At 69.3% G+C, this 15,346-nt stretch carries 17 protein-coding genes and 1 pseudogene; 11 read left to right on the top strand and 7 right to left on the bottom strand.

Annotation, left to right across the window (positions count from 1 at the left end):
• Positions 1-30: 30 nt before the first annotated feature.
• Entirely contained in the window at positions 31-579 is a 549-nt protein-coding gene (locus ACIOVG_RS01330) for a helix-turn-helix domain-containing protein (RefSeq protein ID WP_400868294.1), read from the bottom strand.
• Positions 580-681: 102 nt separating this feature from the next.
• On the opposite strand from ACIOVG_RS01330, the gene ACIOVG_RS01325 reads away from it, so the two are divergent.
• The 6 genes from ACIOVG_RS01325 (at position 682) to ACIOVG_RS01300 (ending at position 5,172) form a co-directional block, all read left to right on the top strand.
• Entirely contained in the window at positions 682-1,398 is a 717-nt protein-coding gene (locus tag ACIOVG_RS01325) for an AzlC family ABC transporter permease (RefSeq protein WP_400868292.1), read from the top strand.
• Entirely contained in the window at positions 1,395-1,709 is a 315-nt protein-coding gene (locus ACIOVG_RS01320; RefSeq protein WP_400868290.1) for an AzlD domain-containing protein, read from the top strand. The genes ACIOVG_RS01325 and ACIOVG_RS01320 overlap by 4 nt, the downstream gene beginning before the upstream one ends.
• A 50-nt stretch (positions 1,710-1,759) precedes the next feature.
• Positions 1,760-2,230 (top strand): histidinol dehydrogenase, encoded by a 471-nt coding sequence (locus tag ACIOVG_RS01315; protein ID WP_400868288.1) that lies wholly within the window; start codon positions 1,760-1,762, stop codon positions 2,228-2,230.
• Positions 2,231-2,239: 9 nt separating this feature from the next.
• Positions 2,240-2,560 carry a ferredoxin gene (gene fdxA, locus ACIOVG_RS01310; protein WP_141872556.1) on the top strand — a complete coding sequence of 107 codons (321 nt, stop codon included), beginning with the start codon at positions 2,240-2,242 and terminating at the stop codon, positions 2,558-2,560.
• 9 nt (positions 2,561-2,569) lie between these two features.
• Positions 2,570-3,679, top strand: coding sequence for a succinyldiaminopimelate transaminase (gene dapC / locus ACIOVG_RS01305; RefSeq protein ID WP_400868286.1), 1,110 nt, complete (start codon positions 2,570-2,572; stop codon positions 3,677-3,679).
• Between the two features lie 194 nt (positions 3,680-3,873).
• Entirely contained in the window at positions 3,874-5,172 is a 1,299-nt protein-coding gene (locus ACIOVG_RS01300; protein WP_400868284.1) for a citrate synthase, read from the top strand.
• Positions 5,173-5,335: 163 nt separating this feature from the next.
• Here ACIOVG_RS01300 and ACIOVG_RS01295 read toward each other — a convergent pair.
• Together ACIOVG_RS01295 and dapD are read right to left on the bottom strand one after the other, a co-directional pair.
• A pseudogene (locus ACIOVG_RS01295) lies at positions 5,336-6,712 on the bottom strand (DEAD/DEAH box helicase); the annotation flags it as partial.
• A gap of 243 nt (positions 6,713-6,955) precedes the next feature.
• A complete protein-coding gene (gene dapD / locus ACIOVG_RS01290) occupies positions 6,956-7,906 on the bottom strand; it encodes a 2,3,4,5-tetrahydropyridine-2,6-dicarboxylate N-succinyltransferase (RefSeq protein WP_400868282.1) in 951 nt (316 codons plus the stop codon).
• Positions 7,907-8,000: 94 nt separating this feature from the next.
• Here dapD and dapE point away from each other — a divergent pair, with 94 nt between their 5' ends.
• The 3 genes from dapE to ACIOVG_RS01275 all read left to right on the top strand — a co-directional run bounded on the left by dapE (position 8,001) and on the right by ACIOVG_RS01275 (position 10,539).
• On the top strand, positions 8,001-9,074 hold the full coding sequence (dapE, locus tag ACIOVG_RS01285) for a succinyl-diaminopimelate desuccinylase (RefSeq protein ID WP_400868280.1): 1,074 nt from the start codon (positions 8,001-8,003) through the stop codon (positions 9,072-9,074).
• The gene (locus ACIOVG_RS01280) at positions 9,056-10,273 is read left to right on the top strand and encodes a hypothetical protein (RefSeq protein WP_400868278.1); all 1,218 of its coding nucleotides are present in this window, start codon (positions 9,056-9,058) and stop codon (positions 10,271-10,273) included. The genes dapE and ACIOVG_RS01280 overlap by 19 nt, the downstream gene beginning before the upstream one ends.
• Before the next feature lie 92 nt (positions 10,274-10,365).
• The gene (locus tag ACIOVG_RS01275; RefSeq protein WP_141872549.1) at positions 10,366-10,539 is read left to right on the top strand and encodes a DUF3117 domain-containing protein; all 174 of its coding nucleotides are present in this window, start codon (positions 10,366-10,368) and stop codon (positions 10,537-10,539) included.
• Between the two features lie 86 nt (positions 10,540-10,625).
• Here ACIOVG_RS01275 and ACIOVG_RS01270 read toward each other — a convergent pair whose 3' ends face one another.
• Positions 10,626-11,264: an O-methyltransferase gene (locus ACIOVG_RS01270; protein ID WP_400868276.1), complete on the bottom strand. Its 639-nt coding sequence runs from the start codon at positions 11,262-11,264 to the stop codon at positions 10,626-10,628.
• A gap of 89 nt (positions 11,265-11,353) precedes the next feature.
• Here ACIOVG_RS01270 and ACIOVG_RS01265 point away from each other — a divergent pair, with 89 nt between their 5' ends.
• The gene (locus tag ACIOVG_RS01265) at positions 11,354-11,728 is read left to right on the top strand and encodes a twin-arginine translocase TatA/TatE family subunit (RefSeq protein WP_400868274.1); all 375 of its coding nucleotides are present in this window, start codon (positions 11,354-11,356) and stop codon (positions 11,726-11,728) included.
• A complete protein-coding gene (locus ACIOVG_RS01260; protein WP_400868272.1) occupies positions 11,725-12,348 on the top strand; it encodes a hypothetical protein in 624 nt (207 codons plus the stop codon). Before ACIOVG_RS01265 ends, ACIOVG_RS01260 begins: the two co-directional genes overlap by 4 nt.
• 20 nt (positions 12,349-12,368) lie before the next feature.
• Here ACIOVG_RS01260 and ACIOVG_RS01255 read toward each other — a convergent pair whose 3' ends face one another.
• Genes ACIOVG_RS01255 through ACIOVG_RS01245 form a run of 3 tightly spaced genes read right to left on the bottom strand, consistent with a single transcriptional unit; the run spans position 12,369 to position 15,273 of the window.
• Positions 12,369-13,490, bottom strand: a complete 1,122-nt coding sequence (locus tag ACIOVG_RS01255; protein WP_400868270.1) for an Mrp/NBP35 family ATP-binding protein — start codon at positions 13,488-13,490, stop codon at positions 12,369-12,371.
• A complete protein-coding gene (locus ACIOVG_RS01250) occupies positions 13,487-14,005 on the bottom strand; it encodes a DUF1003 domain-containing protein (protein ID WP_400868268.1) in 519 nt (172 codons plus the stop codon). The genes ACIOVG_RS01255 and ACIOVG_RS01250 overlap by 4 nt, the downstream gene beginning before the upstream one ends.
• Positions 14,005-15,273 (bottom strand): magnesium transporter MgtE N-terminal domain-containing protein, encoded by a 1,269-nt coding sequence (locus ACIOVG_RS01245; RefSeq protein ID WP_141872543.1) that lies wholly within the window; start codon positions 15,271-15,273, stop codon positions 14,005-14,007. Before ACIOVG_RS01245 ends, ACIOVG_RS01250 begins: the two co-directional genes overlap by 1 nt.
• Positions 15,274-15,346 lie beyond the last annotated feature (73 nt).

Here is a 15,346-nt window from a genome sequence, read left to right as displayed (position 1 = left end):
CCCACATGGGGTCGGGCCTTCGCGCTGTCGTCAGCGCAGTTCGGAGATGAGGACGGCGCTGGTGCCCGCGACGGTCGCCTCGAAGATGTGCGGCACGTCGCCGGCGTAGGAGAGGTAGTCGCCAGGGTGCAGGAGGATGGGCTGCTCGACCGGCCCGATGCGTGCTTCGCCGGTGATCAGGATGACGTGCTCGGTGGTGCCGGGGTGGTGGGGGTCGGAGCGCCGGGGATCCCCGGGTTCCGCCGTGATCAGGTACAGGTCACGGCGGGCGCCCGGCGGGCTGGCCGAGAGCAGGGAGGCGCTGTAGGCGGCAGCGGATGACGGCACTCCGGCCAGGTCGTCGGCGCGGATCAGCGTCGGCGCGTTCGCCTGCTGGTCGACGAGCACGGCGAACGGCACTCCGAGCGCCACCCCGAGCGCCCACAGCGTCTCGACGCTGGGATTGCCTGATCCACCCTCGAGCTGGGAGACGGTCGCCTTGGAGATGCCGGCTCTCCGCGCCAGTTCCGACACCGAGAGGGAAGCGGCTTCACGCTCGCGGCGGAGCGTGCGGGCGATTCGAGTGCGGAGATCCTCCATGTGTTCATCATGCCAAACGATCGTTCGCTTGACTATCCGATCGAGCTTGTTCAGAATGATCATCATGTGTTCAGCGGATCGAACGTTCGGTGAGGTTCTCCCGTGACGCCCGAGCGGGAGGTGTGGCGAGAGGCGCTCGGCGTCGTGGTGGCGACCAGCGCCTACGGTGTCTCGTTCGGTGCGCTCGCGGTCGCATCGGGACTCGATGTCTGGCAGACCTGCGTGCTGAGCCTGCTGATGTTCACCGGCGGCTCGCAGTTCGCGTTCGTCGGTGTGTTCACGGCCGGGGGAGTCGCGGCCCTGCCCTCGGCCATCGCCTCCGCGGTACTGCTGGGTGTGCGTAACGTGGCTTACGGCATGCGGATGTCGCCGATCGTCGGGGGAGGACCGGCCCGCCGCGCGGCAGCCGCCCACTTCACGATCGACGAGTCCACGGCCGTTGCGATCTCGCAGGGCGATCCGCGTCTGCGTCGGGTGGGCTTCTGGGTCACCGGAATCGGGATCTTCGTGGGCTGGAACATCACCACGCTGATCGGGGCGCTCGTGGGCGATGTGCTCGGCGATCCGCGCACGTGGGGATTGGATGCCGCCGCTGCAGCCGCGTTCCTCGCCCTGCTGTGGCCGCGGCTGCAGCAGCGGCAGGCGATCGCGGTCGGCATCGCCGCCGCGGTCGTGGCCGCCGCGCTCACCCCGTTGCTGATGCCGGGCATCCCCGTGCTGATCGCCGCCGTGGTCGCGATCCTCGTCGGGTGGTTCAACTGGTTCGGGAACCGCCCCTCCGCCGGTGCGACTCCGGCGCCAGCGGGAGGTATGTCATGAGCGTGTGGAGCGCGATCCTGCTCGCCGCGCTCATCTGTCTCGCGCTGAAGGCCGTGGGGTACCTGGTTCCGCCGAAGGTGCTCGAGGCGCCGCGGCCGGCGCGCATCTCCGACCTGTTGACCGTGGCGCTGCTGGCGGCACTCGTCGCGGTGCAGACTCTCGGTGCAGGGCAGGCGATCGTCGTCGACGCTCGCCTGCCCGCCCTTCTGGTCGCCGCGGGCCTGCTGTGGCTGCGCCAGTCGTTCCTCGTCGTCGTGTTCGCGGCCGCCGCAGTCGCCGCCGTCCTGCGGCTTCTCGGGCTCGCGATCTGACTGCCGGGTACACATCGGGTGCGCCCACGGCGCGCGGGTAAGATCGACACGTGCGCGTCAGCTGGGTGTCGAGAGTGTTCTCATGGGTCGTATCGGCCCTGGTCGGCGGCGTGTACGGCATCGCCGGCACGATCGGCCACAGCCTGACCTGGGGCGTGATCCCTGTCGGCCTCATCGTCGGTGGCATCGCCTGCGCAGCGATCCTGGTCGCTATCCGTGTCCTCACGCATGATCGTGGGGCAGCGCTCGCGGCCGGACTCGGGATGGTCGGGATGCTGATCCTCATCTCGGGGGTCGGTCCCGGAGGCTCCGTGGTCGTGCAGGACTCTCTCGCCGGCCGCATCTGGACGTACCTGGTGGCAGGTCTCGTACTGCTCGTCGTCGCGTGGCCTTCGTTCTCTCGGCTGCCGGTGAGGACCACGGCCACGACGGCGGATGCCACGGTCGCCGATGCCGCTCTGATCACCTCGGTCCCGCACCACGCGGCCCCCTCGCAGGAGAGCGGCCCTCGCGAGTCGTAGACTGGAGGGGTGACGTATGTGATCGCCCTGCCGTGTGTTGATGTGAAGGACCGCGCCTGCATCGACGAATGTCCCGTGGACTGCATCTACGAGGGCGAACGGTCGTTGTACATCCATCCGGACGAGTGTGTCGACTGTGGCGCGTGCGAGCCGGTGTGCCCGGTCGAGGCGATCTACTACGAGGATGATCTGCCCGATGAGTGGCAGGACTACTACAAGGCGAACGTGGAGTTCTTCGAGGAGATCGGTTCTCCCGGCGGTGCGGCGAAGGTCGGCGTGTACTCGTTCGACCACCCCATCGTCGCGGCGCTGCCGCCTCAGGGCGAGTAAGTCGCGCCCGTGAGCGTCCGCGACCTCGCCGACTACCCCTGGGACGCCGTGATCCCCTACCGGGAGCGTGCGGCCCAGCACCCGCAGGGCCTGGTGGATCTGTCGATCGGCTCTCCCGTCGATCCGACTCCCGACATCATCCGTCGTGCACTCGCCGAGGCGACGGACGCCCACGCGTACCCGCAGACCGTCGGCACGCCGGCGGTGCGGGAGGCGATCGTCGACTGGTACGCGCGACGCAGGGGAGTGCCGGACCTCACGGTCGACAACGTGCTTCCGACGATCGGCTCGAAGGAGCTCGTGGCGCTGTTGCCCACGCTTCTCGGCCTCGGCGCCGGCGATACCGTCGTGCATCCGCTCGTCGCCTACCCGACCTACGAGGTGGGCGCGCGCATCGCGGGTGCGACGCCGCTCGCTGCGGACGACCCGTCGAGCTGGCCGGAGGGCACGAAGCTCATCTGGATCAACACCCCCGGCAACCCGGATGGCCGCACCTGGACGACCGAGGAGCTCGCCGCTGCTGTCGTGCGGGCACGCGAGCTGGGCGCCGTCCTGGCGAGCGACGAGTGCTATGCGGAGCTCGGGTGGGACGGTCCGTGGGCGACCGAGGCGATCCCCTCGATCCTCGACCCGCGTGTCACGGGCGGGAAGCGGTCGAACCTGCTGAGTGTCTACTCTCTGAGCAAGCAGTCGAATCTCGCAGGCTATCGGGCGGCGTTCGTCGCGGGCTGCGCGCAGATCGTCGGCGAGCTGCTCACCGCGCGCAAGCACCTCGGGCTGATGCCACCGGCACCGATCCAGCACGCGATGGCGGTCGCGCTCGGCGATGACGAGCATGTCGCCGCGCAGAAGGAGCTGTACCGGGCTCGACGCGACACGCTGCGTCCTGCGCTCGAGGCTGCGGGATTCCGCATCGACGGCTCCGAAGCCGGACTCTACCTCTGGGCGACCGAGGGGCGCGATGCCTGGGAGTCGATGGCGCGACTCGCCGACCTCGGCATCCTCGCCGGTCCTGGACCGTTCTACGGTGAGCACTCCACGCAGCATGTGCGACTGGCGCTGACGGCGCCGACCGAGCGCATCGCCGAGGGCGCCCGTCGCCTGCGCGAGGGTCTGTAGGTTCCCTCTTGCTCTGTGTCGTCCCTTTGGCGGATGTCACAGTAGGCCTGAGTCCCTACTAGGCTGTAAAAGCGATTCGGTCGTGATCCGACCAGGCGCCTGTGCGCCGCGAGATCGCCAGTTCCGGCTTGATCAAAGATCTTGGCTGATTCCGACGCGACAGGCGTACGGGCAGACACAACGAGGAGGCCCGCGTGAGCGCAGCGGCAGACCAGCAGGCGACAGCGAAGCTGACCATCGGTGACACCACCGCCGAATTCCCCCTCGTGCATGGCACGGCCGGGCACGACAGCATCGACTTCTCCACCCTGACCCGCCAGACCGGCTACACGGGACTCGACTACGGGTTCGTGAACACGGCGTCGACGAAGTCGGAGATCACCTTCATCGACGGCGACAAGGGCATCCTGCGCTATCGCGGATATCCGATCGAGCAGCTCGCCGGCACCACCAGCTACCTCGAGGTGGCGTGGCTTCTCATCTACGGCGAGCTCCCCTCGGCGTCGGAGCTGGCGGACTTCGACGAGAAGATCCGTCGTCACACGCTTCTGCACGAAGACCTCAAGCGGTTCTTCTCGGCCCTGCCGCACACCGCGCACCCGATGTCGGTGCTCTCCTCGGCCGTGGCCGCGCTGTCGACCTACTACGAGGGCCAGACCGACCCGCACAACCCGGAGCACGTCGAGCTCAACATGATCCGCATGCTCGCGAAGCTGCCGGTCATCGCCGCCTACGCGCACAAGAAGAGCGTCGGCCAGGCCTTCCTGTACCCCGACAACTCGCTGAGCTTCGTCGACAACTTCCTCAAGCTGAACTTCGGCGTGCACAGCGAGCCGTACGAGGTCAACCCGGTCATGTCGAAGGCGCTCGAGCTGCTGCTCATCCTGCATGAGGACCACGAGCAGAACGCCTCCACGTCGACCGTGCGTCTGGTGGGCTCCACCGGCGCGAACCAGTTCGCCTCCGTGTCCGCCGGCATCCAGGCCCTCTCCGGCCCGCTGCACGGCGGTGCGAACGAGGCCGTTCTCACGATGCTCGGCCAGATCCGCGACTCCGGCCAGAGCGTCGCGCGGTTCGTGGAGCGGGTGAAGAACAAGGAAGAGGGCGTGAAGCTGATGGGCTTCGGGCACCGGGTCTACAAGAACTACGACCCCCGCGCCAAGCTCGTCAAGGACGCCGCAGACGAGGTGCTCGCCTCGCTGGGCGTGACCGACCCGCTGCTCGACCTCGCCAAGGAGCTCGAGGAGCTCGCCCTCGCCGACGACTACTTCCGCGAGCGTCGCCTGTACCCGAACGTCGACTTCTACACCGGAGTCATCTACAAGGCCATGGGCTTCCCGACGCGGATGTTCACCGTGCTCTTCGCGATCGGCCGCCTGCCGGGGTGGCTCGCGCAGTGGCGCGAGCTGCAGAACGACCCGCAGACCAAGATCGGTCGCCCGCAGCAGCTGTACGTCGGCTCGCCGGAGCGCGCGTTCCCGACCTCACGCTGACCTGAGCAGGCCGCACGGCTGCACTGATCCGACAGAACCCCCGTCGACCGCCCGCAAGGGTGGCGGGCGGGGGTTCTTCGCGCGCGGTGCCCGTGACGGCCCCGGGCATGAGAACGGCCTGCCCTCCAGAACGAGGGCAGGTCGTGTCGAGGGATGCGGGTCAGCGCCCCTGGGCGCTCCGACCGCCCTGACGCTGGCCGCCCTGGCGCGAGGAGAACCCTGCCTGGCCCTGGCCGCCGCCCTGTCCGCCGGAGCGGGGGCGACGACGGCGTGCGGGGGGAGTGGAGGCGCCTGCGCGCTCGCCACCGGCGGGACGCTGCTTGGCCTGACGCTGCGGCTGCTGCGCCTGCACGGGGGCAGGACGCACGTGCGGGGCGCGCTCGGGCACGAGACCCGTGACGGCGGCTGCCGTGACGCTCTCGAGCGGAGCCGTGATGGCTGCCTTGCGCAGGAGGTCCTTCACGTCGCGGCGCTGCTCGGGGAGCACGACCGTGACGACGGTGCCGGCAGCACCCGCACGGGCGGTACGGCCCGAGCGGTGCAGGTATGCCTTGTGCTCCATGGGCGGGTCGACGTGGACGACCAGGTCGACGTTGTCGACGTGCACGCCACGGGCGGCGACGTCAGTGGCCACGAGCACGCGCACGCCACCGTCGGCGGGGTCGGACGAGAAGGCGCTCAGGTTGCGCTCACGCGCGTTCTGCGACAGGTTGCCGTGCAGGTCGACCGCGGGGATGCCCGCAGCGGTGAGCTGCTTGGCGAGCTTCTTGGCCTGGTGCTTGGTGCGGGTGAACAGGATGCGGCGACCGGTGCCGGACGCGAGATCGCGCACCAGGGTCGTCTTGTCGTCGGTCGACTCGACGACGAGCACGCGGTGCGTCATCTCGCCGACCGGCACGCTCTCCTCGTCGACCTCGTGGCTGACGGCGTTCGAGAGGAAACGACGCGCGAGCGTGTCGATTCCGCGGTCGAGCGTCGCGCTGAAGAGCAGACGCTGGCCGCCGGCGGGGGTTGCGGTGAGGATGCGCGTGACACCGGGCAGGAAGCCGAGGTCGGCCATATGGTCGGCCTCATCGAGAACGGTGACCTCGACGGCGTCGAGCTGCACGATCTTCTGCTTCATGAGGTCTTCGAGGCGGCCGGGGCATGCGACGACGATGTCGACGCCGCTGCGCATGGCCTGCTCCTGCGGGCGCTGGCTGACGCCGCCGAACACGGTCGTGACGCGCAGGCCCTTGGCTTCGGCCAGCGGCGCGATGGTCGCGGCGATCTGCGTGGCGAGCTCGCGGGTCGGGGCGAGCACGAGACCACGGGGGTGGCCGGCGCGGCTCGTGCGCGTCGACGCGGCGATGCGCGAGACCAGGGGAAGGGCGAAGGCGATCGTCTTGCCGCTGCCGGTGCGACCGCGGCCGAGGAGGTCGCGGCCTGCGAGAGAGTCGGGAAGCGTGTCGCGCTGAATCGCGAACGCCTCGGTCTTGCCGTCCTGTGCGAGGACGGCGGCGAGGTCGGCGGGCACGCCGAGATCGAGGAAGGAAGTCATGAAGTATCTCCGAGAATGCACGCGCGAACGAGATGGCCGGGTGCGGGAAGGTGGGCGACGGCGCGGGATCGCGCATCGTTTCGCCGTTCGAAATGGCCAGAACCAGGCTAGTGGCGCGGGAGCGTGTCGACGACGCAGACGCCTCGCATCACGAGGAGCGTCACGCTGACAGTATCACGCGCAGCAGAGGAGAGCCTGAACGCCTCCCCGGGAAGCGGCGGATCGGCCTGGTGTCCTAGAGGGTCAGGCGTGCAGCGCCTCGTTCAGGGTGACACCGACGCCGGCGCGGCGGACGGCCTCGACCGCGCCGCTGAGGGAGTTCCGTCGGAACAGGAGTCCGTCCTGTCCGGACAGCTCCGCACCCTTGACGGTCTTCCTGCCACCCTCTGCGGTGGTCGGTCCATCGGCGAGCACGATCTTGGTCCCGGCGGTGACGTACAGCCCCGCCTCGACGACACAGTCATCGCCCAGCGAGATGCCGATGCCGGCGTTCGCGCCGAGGAGAGTGCGGGCTCCGATCGAGACGCGGTGCGTGCCGCCTCCGGACAGCGTGCCCATGATCGAGGAACCGCCGCCGATGTCGCTGCCGTCGCCCACGACCACGCCCTGTGAGATGCGGCCTTCCACCATCGACGCCCCGAGTGTGCCGGCGTTGAAGTTGACGAACCCCTCGTGCATCACGGTGGTGCCGGGGGAGAGGTAGGCGCCCAGGCGCACCCGCGACGCATCGGCGATGCGCACGCCGGCCGGCTGCACGTAGTCGGTCAGGCGGGGGAACTTGTCGAGCCCCTGCACCTGGATGCCGGCGCGCTGGAGCGTCGGGCGCAGGCGGGCGGCATCAGCGGGGTGGACCGGGCCCGCGTTGGTCCAGGCGACGTTCGGCAGGTGGCCGAAGATGCCGTCGAGGTTCAGCTCGTTCGGGCGCACCAGGAGGTGGGAGAGCGCGTGCAGGCGCAGGTACGCGTCGGCGGTCGAGGCCGGCGCCGCGTCGAGGTCGATCTCGAGCCGGACGACCTCGACGGCGACGTTGCGGCGCTCGTCGGGGCGTGCGTCGTCACGCAGCGCGGCTGCGGCGGATGCCGACTCCTCGGGAGCGGTACCGGTGCCGAGTGCGGAGTACCACGCGTCGAGTACGGTGCCGTCACCGGCGATCGTGGTGAGTCCGACACCCCAGACGTTGCGCGTTTCAGTCATGACTCCACGGTACCGGGAACAGGGGCCCCTCCCGTCCGGATGACATGGCCTCGGTCACGGAGGAGGCAGGGGCTGCAGGTCATAGGCTGGGGTCATGGTGCTCGATCTGACTGCGTCCTCCCTCGACCTCACGCGCGCGATCTGCGACATCCCGAGCGTCTCGGGGCAGGAGCAGACTCTGGCCGACGCGATCGAGGAGGCGATCTCCCCGCTGGCGCACCTCGAGGTGATCCGACACGGCAATACCATCGTCGCCCGGACCGCGCTCGGTCGCAGTCAGCGGGTCGCGATCGCCGGACACATCGACACCGTGCCCGTCAACGACAATCTCCCCACCCGTGACGTCGAGATCGACGGCGAGGCCTACCTGTGGGGGCGCGGCACCGTCGACATGAAAGCCGGCACGGCTGTCCAGCTGAAGCTCGCCGCCGAGATCACCGATCCCGCCGTCGACATCACCTGGATGTGGTACGACAACGAGGAGGTCGAGGCGTCCAAGAACGGCCTCGGGCTGCTCGCCGCGGTGCGCCCCGATCTGTTCGAAGCCGACTTCGCGATCCTCGGCGAACCCTCCAACGGCGAGGTCGAGGGCGGATGCAACGGCACGCTGCGTGCGATCGTGCGTACCTCCGGCGTCCGCGCCCATGCCGCGCGTGCCTGGGTCGGTGAGAACGCGATCCATCGGGCCGCTCCGATCCTGACCAGGCTCTCCGAGTACCGTGCGCGCGAGGTGCTCGTCGAGGGGCTGCTGTACCGCGAGAGCCTGAGCGCCGTGCGCATCTCGGGCGGCGTCGCCGGCAACGTGATCCCCGACGCCTGCGAGGTCGAGATCAACTACCGCTTCGCCCCGAGCAAGACCGCGGCCGACGCCGAGGCCCATGTGCGCGGCGTGCTCGCCGGCTTCGACCTGGAGGTCACCGACGCCGCGGAGGGCGCGCGTCCCGGGCTGGACGCCGCGATCGCGCAGCAGTTCGTCGCGGCGGTCGGTGCGCAGGCGCGGCCGAAGTACGGGTGGACCGATGTGGCGCGCTTCTCGGCGCTCGGCATCCCGGCTGTGAACTACGGCCCCGGCGACCCGCATCTCGCCCACCACGACGAGGAACGCGTGCCGGTCGCGCAGATCGATGCGGTGGAACAGGGCCTGCGCGCATGGCTCACCTCGCGCTGACGCTCGCCCGTCGGTGGGCGCTGGCCCCTGTCGTGCTCCGCATCGCCGTGATCTACCTGACGGCGCGCGTCGTCACCACGCTCTTCTTCGTGCTGGCGGCGTCGCTGTCGACATCGCTCTCGCGGTTCGGTGCCGATGCCGGGCTGGCGGACTTCGTGCTCGGATGGGATGCCCAGTGGTACTGGCTCATCGCCGAGGACGGCTACCCGAGCGAGCTGCCCCTGACCGATTCCGGCGATGTGGCCGAGAACGCCTGGGCCTTCATGCCGGTCTTCGCCATGGTCGCGAAGGTCGTGGGTCTGCCTTTCGGCTCCTGGGGAGCCGGAGCCTTCCTGGTCTCGTTGGTCGCGGGCTACTTCGCATGCGTGGCTCTGCACCGGCTCCTGCGCGATCGGGTCGGCTCCTCGGCCGCGATCTGGGCCGTGATCTTCTTCGCTGCCGGCCCCCTGGCCGCGCTGTTCCAGGTCGGCTATGCCGAGACCCTGTTCCTGCTGCTGCTCTTCCTCGCGCTCGATGCCGTGGTGCGGCATCGGTACGTCTGGCTCTATCTGCTCATCCCCGCGATGGCGTTCACGCGCCCCGGCATCCTCGCCTTCGCCCTGTTCCTCGGACTGCACGGGATCCTGCGGTGGGTGCGACGGCGCGATGAGCCACTCGCGACGCGGGACATCGTGCACATCGTCGCTCTGGGAGCGCTCGCGACGGTCGCCGGGTTCTCCTGGCAGCTGATCGCCGGATTCGTCACGGGTGATCCCGGCGCGTACCTGGCGACCGAGCTCGCCTGGAGGCGGCACTGGGTCGTCGGTGGCGTCGACGGCTTCGTCCCCTTCGAGGGGTGGATACAGGCATCCCAGTTCTGGTTCGGGCAGTGGGGACTGCCGATGTGGGGCGGGCCGGTCGCTCTGGTGGTACTCACGGTCGCGGCGGGACTGGCGCTGTTGCGCTCGCCGCAGGTCAGGGCGGTGGGCGCCGACCTGCGGCTGTGGAGCGCGAGCTATCTGCTCTACCTCCTGGCGGTGTTCTTCCCGCAGTCGAGCACCTTCCGCCTGCTGATCCCCCTCAGTCCGCTGTGGGGTGCCGTCGCGGTACCCCGATCTCGCTTCTGGCGGCTCGGCGTGCTCGCGGTCGGGCTGGTGGGGCAGTGGCTGTGGATCTACCACGTCTATGCCCTCGGCAACACCTTCTGGCAGGTGCCGTGAATGTAAAGGATCGGTGCATTTCTTCACAGGTGACGTCCAGGCCGGATCCCACCCGATAAACTCATTCCATACCACCGAGGAAAGGGGCCACGATGGCAGCGATGAAGCCGAGGACCGGAGACGGACCCATGGAAGCCGTGAAGGAAGGGCGACTCATCATCGTGCGCGTTCCGCTCGAAGGCGGCGGCCGCCTGGTCGTCTCTGTGAACGACGCCGAGGCGAAGGAGCTCCACGACGTGCTCGCCGGCGTCGTGGCGCCTGCCTGAACGAGCAGATCCGTTTCCACACGGACACACGAAGAAGGCGACGGATCATCGATCCGTCGCCTTCTTCGTGTGTCCGTGGGCTGTCGTCAGGACCGTTCGGAGATGCTGACCAGCTGCAGCAGCCCCTCGCCGGCGGGGGAGACGGTCGCCAGCACGGCCGATGACTCCTGCGTCTCCTGGACGAGGGAGCGGTAGGCCGAGGTGATCTCATCGCGCTGCACCGGATCTGCGGCGCGGCCGCCGACCAGCACCCGAGGCACCAGGACGATGCCTCCGTCGCGCACGAGCCGCAGCCCATGGGCGACGTAGGCGATGACGTTCTCGGGATCGGCGTCGACCAGCACGATGTCGTACGACGCCTCGTTCATGCGGGGGAGCACATCGGATGCGCGCCCGGTGATGAATCGCGCCTTGGTGGACGGGATCTTCGCCTCCGAGAACGCCTGCCGGGCGGCGGCGAGGTGCTCGGGTTCGTTGTCGATGGTGGTGAGCACGGCCTGCGGAGCGCCGCGCAGCAGCCAGAGTCCGGAGACACCGGCCCCCGTTCCGATCTCGACGATCGAGCGCGCGTTCGTGGCGGCTGCGAGCACCGCGATCTGCGAGCCGACCGCGGCGCTGATCGGCGCGGCCCCCAGCTCCAGCGCGTGGGCGCGCGCGCGGGCGATCGCATCCGGTTCCGCGATGGACTCGCGGATGAAGCGTGCGTTCGCGTCGTGCTCGCTCATGCCCTTGTTCTCCCTGCCTGCATATGAGTGTTTCCAGGATATTCGTTCGGCGTGCACCAGGAGCGCAGGCGCGACGGTAGCCTGGACAGATGCAATTCGGGCTCACCTTCGAGAAGCTGCTGCTGATCGGTCTCATCGTGGTGCTCATCGTGGGCCCCGACCGCCTTCCCCGCGTGGCCGAGGGCTTCGCGAAGTGGGTCCGCAAGGCCGGCGAGTACGTGCGCGACACCAAGTCGAAGATGCGCGACGAGATGGGGCCGGAGCTCGACGACGTCGACTGGCGCAAGCTCGATCCTCGTCAGTACGACCCGCGGCGCATCATCCGCGAGGCTCTCCTGGAAGACCCCGCCCCTGCCGCTACCGCCGCCGCGACCAAGACCGTCATCGCTGAGCCCACGGCGCCGCGCGTACCGCACGAGTTCACCGCCACCAACAAGCCGCCGTTCGACGTCGAAGCCACGTGACGTCGGTCGTTCGCCGCAGCGGGCTGAACGATCGTGACCGGCTCGCCCTTGTGGCCGCACTCACCTGCGCCATCGGCGGTGTGCTGATCTGGCTTCTCTGGGTCTTTCCGGTCGCCGGCTCCGTCGACGCGGCGACTGCTCACCCCCTGGGCGAATCTGCCGTCGTCGAACTCGATGCGGGGCAGACGGTCGGCATCTGGGGGCAGGGGATCGCGGCGAACCTCGGCACCATGGCCTGCACCGTCGAGACGGCGGAGGGGGAGGAGGTGGCGACGCGTGGCGGCCCTTCACTCGTCTGGAGCGACACCCTGTGGTGGATGACGCCGAAGTGGGGGTTCGAGCAGAGAGCGCAGTTCACCGCTGTCGAGACCGGAATCCATCGGGTGAGCTGTGCGGACTCCCTCGACACCTATGACGGTGAGTTCCTCGTCGCCGGGGATTCCTTCGGCAGTGGAAGCATCGGGCTCGGGCGCAACGGCGGCAGCGACTTCGCGGTCGGGTCGTTGCTCGCTTTCGGCGCCGTCTTCTGCCCGCTCCTCGCTGTTCTGCTTCCCCTCGTCATCGGCATCCGTCTGGCTGTCACGCGGGGACGGGCGAGCACCAGCTCCCGCCAGCGCTGACGACCGAGAGCCTCGCCACCTCAGCGCAGGGACATCGGCAGAGGGCGTCCGGAGAGGCCCCTGCCCTGGCGGGCGAGTGTCGCGGCGAGATCCGTGATCGCGCGGGCGGCCGGGTCGTCCGGTTCGCTCAGCACGACCGGATCGCCGGCATCGCCCCCTGCCCGCAGGCTCGGGCTCAGCGGGATAGCGGCGAGCAGCGGCACGGTGTCTCCGTCTGCCGAGAGGGCCTCGGCGACGGCAGCCCCGCCCCCGCTGCCGAACAGGTCGACGACCGTGCCGTCGGGCAATGAGAACGCCCCCATGTTCTCGACGACGCCGATCACACGCTGTCCGGTCTGCCGGGCGACGAGACCGCTGCGGATGGCGACCTCCGACGCGGCCGTCTGCGGGGTCGTGACGACCAGCACCTCGGCGTGGGGAAGGAGCTGCCCGATCGAGATGGCGATGTCTCCGGTGCCCGGGGGCATGTCGATCAGCAGCACGTCGAGGTCACCGAAGAAGACGTCGGTGAGGAACTGCGAGACCGTGCGGTGCAGCATCGGTCCACGCCAGGCGACCACGGCCTCGCCGTCGCGCAGGAACATCCCGATCGAGATCGTCTTCACCCCGTGGGCGACCGGCGGCAGCATCAGGTCGTCGATGCGGGTCGGCTGAGTGCCGGCGGGGATCCCGAGCAGACCGGGGATCGAGAATCCGTGCACGTCGGCGTCCACGAGCCCGACCGCGAGACCCTGCTCGGCGAGAGCGACGGCGAGGTTGGCCGTGACGGTGGACTTGCCCACGCCACCCTTGCCGCTGGAGACCAGGATGACGCGCGTGAGGGAGTCGGGCCCGAACGGCATCTGCCTGGCTGGTCTGCCGTCGCGGAGCTTATCGGTGAGTGCCTTGCGTTCGGCCGGGGTCATCACGCCGACCTCGACCTCGACGTGCGCGATGCCGGCGACGGAGGCGGCCGCAGCGCGGACATCGGACTCGATGCGGGCGGCGGCGGGGCAGCCCACGATGGTCAGGACGATGCCGACGTGCGTGCGGTCGCCCTCCACGGTCACCTCACGGACCATGTCGAGGTCGCCGATGGGGCGGCGCAGCTCCGGGTCGGTGACTCCCGCGACCGCCGCTCTGACGCTCTCGGCCGTCGTCATGACGGGGAGCCGGCGGCGTCCGGCTTCTCGTCGTGATCGCCGAGTTCCGCGAGCAGTGCTTTGAGCTCCTGACGCAGCACGTCGCGTGTCACCGCCTGCGCGTTGCGCTCCTCGAGCGACATGCGCAACGCCACGATCTCCCTGGCGAGGTACTCGGTGTCGGCGAGATTGCGCTCAGCGCGCTGGCGATCCTGCTCGATCTGCACCCGGTCGCGGTCGTCCTGACGGTTCTGCGCGAGCAGGATCAGGGGAGCGGCGTAGGACGCCTGCAACGAGAGCATGAGGGTGAGTGCCGTGAAGCCGAGCGCCGCATCGTCGAAGCGCAGCGGATCGGGCATGAGGGTGTTCCAGACGATCCACAGCACGCAGAACAGCGTCAGGATGACCAGGAACGCCGGAGTGCCCATGGCGCGGGCGACCCACTCGGTGAAGCGACCGAAGCGATCGCGCGAGGTGGGACGCGTGCGGGTGGCGCCTCGCCCCAGAGGCGCGTCGAGCCGAGGAGAACGGGCCATCAGCGCACCCCCTTCGACGGTTCGGCGGCGTCATCGCTGTCGTGCGAGCGCCAGTCATCGGGGAGCAGATAGTCCAGCACGTCATCGATGCTGATCGCTCCGACCAGTCGATGCGCGGCGTCGATCACCGGAAGCGAGACCAGGTCGTAGCTGGCGAGCATCCTCGCGACCTCGGCCGCCGACGCCGTGACAGAGACGGGCTCCATGCTGTCGTCCACGATCGCGCCGAGGCGCTCGTGCGGCGGGTAGCGCAGCATCCGCTGGAAGTGCACGACGCCGAGGAGCCGGCCGGTCGGCGTCTCGAACGGCGGCAGGGTCACGAAGACCGCTGCCGCGAGTGCCGGGTGGAGTTCGTGGCGGCGGATCAACGCCAGGGCCTCGGCGACCGTGGCGTCGGCCGAGAGGATGATCGGCTCGGGGGTCATCAGACCGCCGGCCGTGTCAGGCCCGTACCGCAGCAGCATCCGGACGTCCTCGGCCTCCTCGGGCTCCATGAGCTCCAGCAGCTGCTCGAGGCGTCCAGGCGGCAGCTGCGCGAGGAGGTCGGCGGCGTCATCCGGCTCCATCTGGTCCAGGATGTCGGCGGCGCGCTCATCGCCGAGTCGATCCAGGATGTGCACCTGCTCGTCTTCCGGCATCTCCTCGAGCGCGTCGGCCAGCCGGTCGTCCGAGAGCTCCTCTGCGACCTCGATCATGCGCTGCTGTGGGAGATCGAGCAGAGTGTTCGCGAGGTCGGCGGCGTGCAGCTCGGAGTACGAGGCGACGAGCTGCTCGGCGGACTGCGACTCTCCTGGTGTGTGCTGCTCGGTGACCTCGCTCCAGGCGGCGAAGGTCGTCGGGCCCTTGGCGAAGGGCGACGCACTGGTCTTCGGGCGCCGCAGGAACAGCTGGCTGATCGCCCACTCGCCCAGGCGGTTCGGCTCGATGGCGACATCCTCGATGACGGCGGTTCCGCTGCCGTCCACGAAGCTCATGCGGCGTCCGAGCATCTCGGCCAGCACGCGCACCTCACCGGCCCTGGGTGAGAATCGTCGCACGTTGATGAGACCGGTGCTGATGACCTGGCCGGAGCGGATCGAGGTGACGCGGCCGATCGAGAGGAAGACCTGGCGTCGGCCGGGGATCTCGACGACCAGGCCGATCACGCGCGGCGCCGCGGTACTTCGGTACACGATGACGACATCACGGACTTTGCCGAGCCGGTCGCCGACGGGATCGAAGACGGCGCACCCGGCGAGGCGCGCGGCGAAAACCCGTTGTGTGCTCACTCTCACCAGCGTAGTGCGCGAGGGTCGACGACAGCTCCCCTCTTGCATTCCCCGCGCCGCCATAGCAGCGCGT

The organism is Microbacterium sp. NPDC087591 (genome assembly GCF_044743625.1).
Lineage (GTDB): Bacteria > Actinomycetota > Actinomycetes > Actinomycetales > Microbacteriaceae > Microbacterium.
Note: the sequence above shows the minus strand (reverse complement) of the source record. Positions and strands in the feature narration are given on the sequence as shown.

Bases quoted from the DNA above. Each gene is read 5' to 3' on its own strand.
- ACIOVG_RS01330 (WP_400868294.1), bottom strand. From the start codon at position 579: ATGGAGGATCTCCGCACTCGAATCGCCCGCACGCTCCGCCGCGAGCGT.
- ACIOVG_RS01320 (WP_400868290.1), top strand. From the start codon at position 1,395: ATGAGCGTGTGGAGCGCGATCCTGCTCGCCGCGCTCATCTGTCTCGCG.
- dapD (WP_400868282.1), bottom strand. From the start codon at position 7,906: ATGACTGAAACGCGCAACGTCTGGGGTGTCGGACTCACCACGATCGCC.
- dapE (WP_400868280.1), top strand. From the start codon at position 8,001: ATGGTGCTCGATCTGACTGCGTCCTCCCTCGACCTCACGCGCGCGATC.
- ACIOVG_RS01280 (WP_400868278.1), top strand. From the start codon at position 9,056: ATGGCTCACCTCGCGCTGACGCTCGCCCGTCGGTGGGCGCTGGCCCCT.
- ACIOVG_RS01275 (WP_141872549.1), top strand. From the start codon at position 10,366: ATGGCAGCGATGAAGCCGAGGACCGGAGACGGACCCATGGAAGCCGTG.
- ACIOVG_RS01270 (WP_400868276.1), bottom strand. From the start codon at position 11,264: ATGAGCGAGCACGACGCGAACGCACGCTTCATCCGCGAGTCCATCGCG.
- ACIOVG_RS01265 (WP_400868274.1), top strand. From the start codon at position 11,354: ATGCAATTCGGGCTCACCTTCGAGAAGCTGCTGCTGATCGGTCTCATC.
- ACIOVG_RS01255 (WP_400868270.1), bottom strand. From the start codon at position 13,490: ATGACGACGGCCGAGAGCGTCAGAGCGGCGGTCGCGGGAGTCACCGAC.
- ACIOVG_RS01250 (WP_400868268.1), bottom strand. From the start codon at position 14,005: ATGGCCCGTTCTCCTCGGCTCGACGCGCCTCTGGGGCGAGGCGCCACC.